Source organism: Sphingomonas segetis (assembly GCF_009720245.1).
Classification (GTDB): Bacteria; Pseudomonadota; Alphaproteobacteria; order Sphingomonadales; family Sphingomonadaceae; genus Sphingomicrobium; species Sphingomicrobium segetis.
Genome location: NZ_WJSQ01000230.1, coordinates 1 through 2770, shown reverse-complemented (window position 1 = coordinate 2770; position 2770 = coordinate 1). Strand labels below are relative to the sequence as shown.

7 protein-coding genes are annotated in these 2770 nt (G+C 67.1%); 3 read left to right on the top strand and 4 right to left on the bottom strand.

What is annotated here, in order from left to right:
- Positions 1-131 precede the first annotated feature (131 nt).
- From GH737_RS14145 to GH737_RS14135, 3 genes are read left to right on the top strand one after another with little or no spacing between them, the layout of a single operon-like run.
- Complete coding sequence (locus GH737_RS14145; RefSeq protein WP_155265419.1) at positions 132-281, top strand: hypothetical protein; 150 nt, start codon at positions 132-134, stop codon at positions 279-281.
- The gene (locus GH737_RS14140) at positions 278-502 is read left to right on the top strand and encodes a hypothetical protein (RefSeq protein WP_155265418.1); all 225 of its coding nucleotides are present in this window, start codon (positions 278-280) and stop codon (positions 500-502) included. Before GH737_RS14145 ends, GH737_RS14140 begins: the two co-directional genes overlap by 4 nt.
- A gap of 28 nt (positions 503-530) precedes the next feature.
- Positions 531-779, top strand: coding sequence for a hypothetical protein (locus tag GH737_RS14135; RefSeq protein WP_155265417.1), 249 nt, complete (start codon positions 531-533; stop codon positions 777-779).
- A gap of 101 nt (positions 780-880) precedes the next feature.
- On the opposite strand, the gene GH737_RS14130 is transcribed toward GH737_RS14135, so the two are convergent.
- From GH737_RS14130 to GH737_RS15485, 4 genes are all read right to left on the bottom strand, one after another.
- Positions 881-1558, bottom strand: coding sequence for a hypothetical protein (locus GH737_RS14130; RefSeq protein ID WP_155265416.1), 678 nt, complete (start codon positions 1556-1558; stop codon positions 881-883).
- A 67-nt stretch (positions 1559-1625) separates the two neighbouring features.
- A complete protein-coding gene (locus tag GH737_RS14125) occupies positions 1626-2171 on the bottom strand; it encodes a hypothetical protein (RefSeq protein WP_155265415.1) in 546 nt (181 codons plus the stop codon).
- Positions 2172-2254: 83 nt separating this feature from the next.
- Positions 2255-2533: a hypothetical protein gene (locus GH737_RS14120; RefSeq protein WP_155265414.1), complete on the bottom strand. Its 279-nt coding sequence runs from the start codon at positions 2531-2533 to the stop codon at positions 2255-2257.
- A partial coding sequence (locus GH737_RS15485; protein WP_196233210.1) for a hypothetical protein occupies positions 2530-2770 on the bottom strand: 241 nt, incomplete at its 5' end. The genes GH737_RS14120 and GH737_RS15485, both read right to left, overlap by 4 nt.

The following is a 2770-nucleotide window of genomic DNA, read 5'->3' as shown; positions in this document are numbered from 1 at the left end:
CGCAGGCTCGCGCGGCGGGCGCGGACCGCCGGCGGCTCGTCGGCGCTCGCGACTGTCGCCGACCAGTTCGACGACGATGCGCGGCGGATCGACCCTTCCAGCCAGCGGCATTGGGCACCGGGAGAGGCGGAATGAGCGCGGCTCGCGATGAGGTCGATCAGGCCGAGCTCGACCGCTACGGCATCGAACGGGTGCCGGCGGACGTCTATCATTGGGGCGGTTACCGCTATTCGAACGCAAGGGACGCGGTGGCTGCCGCGCGGCGCGGGGCGAAGCCATGAGCCGGACCCTGTTTCTGTCGATGAAGGAAGGCGACATCGTCGCCCGCTGCGTCAAGGAGAAGGTCGGGGTGTCTGCCGTCGAGCGGCTGCCGAACGGCGGCGTCCGCCTCGTGTGCATGAGCAGCGACGGCGCGCAGCATATCCGCACCGTGCTGAAGTCCAAACTGATCAATGACGATGCGGTGCGCGAGCGGCATCGGCCGAAAGGTCCGATGTGGTGAGCAGCGAATACCGCCGCGGGGACCTCGCGTGAGGATCGAAGGAAGCGTCCGCTCGAACCTGCTCGCGGCGATCGCGAGCGCGCGGCGCCTGCGCGGCCGTCCGGTGCACCAGGACACGGTTGAGCACTGGCGGCGCCTGGCCGACCATGGCCGCGGCGGCAACGGCCAGCCGCATGGTGAAATGGTGGGCGACCTTGTCGCGCAACTCGAAACGGAGCTGCGGCTGGTCACCGGCCCGAAACCAAGAGCAGGGCAAATCCACTCGAGAATGAAGTAAGGGCGTCCGCTCTGCCGTTAAGAAGGCAGTCGAACTGAAGCCGCGGCGGGAGCTGCGGCTTTTTTCATGATTTTCACGCGAAGCCGTGAAATCTTGCGGCTTCAGGGCTGCGCCGACGCCGGCATGGCGACATGCTTGTAGAGGCTGACCGCGAGGAGCTGGCGAAGCGCGCCGCGATCGAGGGCGAGCGTCTGGCCTTCGCTGATGCACTGCGCCAGCTGATGCGCGAGTGCGTCGCCGGCGGCGGTCTCGGCATCCGACGCGACATCCGATTTCACCAGCGCTTCGACCGCGGCGGGGTTTTGCGCGACCACGCACTCGCCGAAAGTCTCCAATGCGGTCGGTTGCACGCGCGTGAAAGAACGCGGGTCGCGCCGGCGCTGTTCGGCAATCTCACCGGGGTTCGCCAGGAAATATTCGGCCATCCCCGCCGCAAGCGATGGCGCATCGAAGCTGAGCTGCAGCGTGCCCGAATAGGGGCCGATGCAGTCGCTGTGGCGGCCGGCGAGCGCGGAGGCGGCCTTCTGCTGCTGAGGACTGCCGTAAGGCAGCGCGAGCGCCGCTGCAGCCCTGACACTCTGGCGGCTGGCGATACAGCGCGCGAAATCGTCCATGAACCTGCGCGCCTGATCGTCGCTCAACGTGACCTTGACGCGGTCCGGCTCATGACTGGCGGGATGGTCGAACTTCGGTTGCGCGGTGGCGGCGCCAAAGGGGAGAGCGGCGACGACCGGCGGAAAACCGGCGATGACGAGCGCTACGAGCAAGCGGCTGAACATGGCGAGTCCTCCTGGCGGTCATGTCTCAATCTGCGACGTTTAAAAGCCGGCGGTGCAGTGCCGTGCATCACTTGTGCTTGGCCGCCGGCTTGTTGAAGCGGCACGTAACCGCGGGATTGAACTCCTTGAACATGCCGCTCGGGTTATGCCGGAACGCCCAGACGTGGAGCTCGTAATGCGGCTCGAAGCCGTGCGCCTCGTCGACCTTCGTAGCCGGATTGTCCTTGAGCAGCACGTAAGGCCTGCCGTGGAACGTCGGCGGCTTGGCATGGCCGGCGGCTTTCCACGCGGACTGGAACACCAGGTTCTCGACGGCGACCAGCTTGAGGCCCCCGTGCCGCTGCGGCTCGTAGACCAGCATCGAGGGCCTGAGGAAATCGGTGTGGATCTTCGTCCCGGCGACGCGGCGACCCTGGGCCCGCGGCTGGATTCCGATGAGGTCCTTGCGAACATAATGCAGGCCCATCCCGCCTTCGGACGCGTTGAAGCCGAGCATCCGCGCATCGGTGCACATGCCGTCGGTCTGGTATCCTTCGGCGACCGCGACCCTGACGTCGCGATATTTGGCCGCTGCAGCCTTCACTGCAGCGGTGCTCGGCTCTGTCGCGGCCATGGAGGGCGCCGCAGCAACGGTGGCGCTCAACGCGCATGCGCCAGCGGCAAGGAGGCGATCGACTGAAATCATCACCCTCACTCCTACATGACGGGGTTTTCACTCATTTTCGGGCACGAGGTGACTCCCGGCGCGTGGAGATGGTCCTCATGGACGGAGTAGCCCATCGCAAGCAGCCGCTCGAGCTGAGCCGGATCCTTGGGGATCGGGATCATCAGCGCCGCCTTGCGCGGCTGAGCTGGCATGCTGGTCGGCGCGCGGGCAGCCGCCACGACATTCTCGGCTCCGGTGTCGACCGCGTGCGGCTGCTTTTGCTGCGAGCATGCGGCGAGGCAGGTGAGCGCTACAATGAGCTTGTTCATCGCTGCTCCCTTCGGTTGGGCTTGCAATAGGCGGGCGCCGGCGCGCCGTGGCAGATATCGGGCAGGCGGCCGCTCGACCGCCAATAAGCGGCAAGGCCCAACTGCTCGACGAGGGCGGCGTAGCGCGGGGAAGCGCGCGCCGCAGCAAGATTGGGCTCGAACAGGACGTCGGCGAGCGCCGGCCCTCTCGACCGGATCAGTGCGTCGGCGGCGGCGAGCGCATCGTCCCCGGCCCCG

Bases quoted from the DNA above. Each gene is read 5' to 3' on its own strand.
- GH737_RS14140 (WP_155265418.1), top strand. From the start codon at position 278: ATGAGCCGGACCCTGTTTCTGTCGATGAAGGAAGGCGACATCGTCGCC.
- GH737_RS14130 (WP_155265416.1), bottom strand. From the start codon at position 1,558: ATGTTCAGCCGCTTGCTCGTAGCGCTCGTCATCGCCGGTTTTCCGCCG.
- GH737_RS14145 (WP_155265419.1), top strand. From the start codon at position 132: ATGAGCGCGGCTCGCGATGAGGTCGATCAGGCCGAGCTCGACCGCTAC.
- GH737_RS14125 (WP_155265415.1), bottom strand. From the start codon at position 2,171: ATGGCCGCGACAGAGCCGAGCACCGCTGCAGTGAAGGCTGCAGCGGCC.
- GH737_RS14120 (WP_155265414.1), bottom strand. From the start codon at position 2,533: ATGAACAAGCTCATTGTAGCGCTCACCTGCCTCGCCGCATGCTCGCAG.